Origin of the sequence: Myxococcus xanthus, assembly GCF_013116825.1 — a bacterium.
GTDB classification, from domain to species: Bacteria; Myxococcota; Myxococcia; order Myxococcales; family Myxococcaceae; genus Myxococcus; species Myxococcus xanthus_B.
Window position 1 is genome coordinate 1 of the sequence record NZ_JABFNS010000321.1, and the last position, 437, is coordinate 437.

A 437-nucleotide genomic window follows, 5' to 3' on the forward strand; every position below is an offset into this window, starting at 1 on the left:
TCTGGAGGGAGGGCCCGTCAGCGGTCCAGTTCGGCCAGCGGCATCGCGAGCCTGCGCCGCACGAAGGGAAGGTGGTCGACCAGGCCGAGCAGTGCCCCCCGCGCCGCGCGTGCCAGCGGTGAAGACGCCGTTGCCAGCCGGGTGAGCGCATCGGTCGTGCGGACCACCTCGCGCGCGATCGCATGGCGCCGCTCCGCCCAGGCCGCGATCGCGCCGGTGTCGCCTTCGCGCAGGGCCCGGTGCAGCGGGGCCGCGAGTTCGACGGCGTCCTGGATGCCCGTGTTCATTCCCTGCCCGCCCGCCGGGCTGTGCACGTGGGCGGCATCTCCGCACAAGAGCGCATGCCCCTTCCACACCTGCGCCGCCAGCCGGTGCTGCACGTGGAACGACGATCCCCACAGCAGCTCCCTGATCGCGGGGGTCGTGCCGGGCCGGGG

At 74.4% G+C, this 437-nt stretch carries 1 protein-coding gene; it reads right to left on the reverse strand.

Going from position 1 to position 437, the window contains the following annotated elements; translation table 11 throughout:
- Window positions 1-17: 17 nt before the first annotated feature.
- Window positions 18-437: FAD-dependent oxidoreductase (locus HNV26_RS37515; RefSeq protein WP_171453056.1), on the reverse strand; the 420-nt coding region annotated here is incomplete at its 5' end.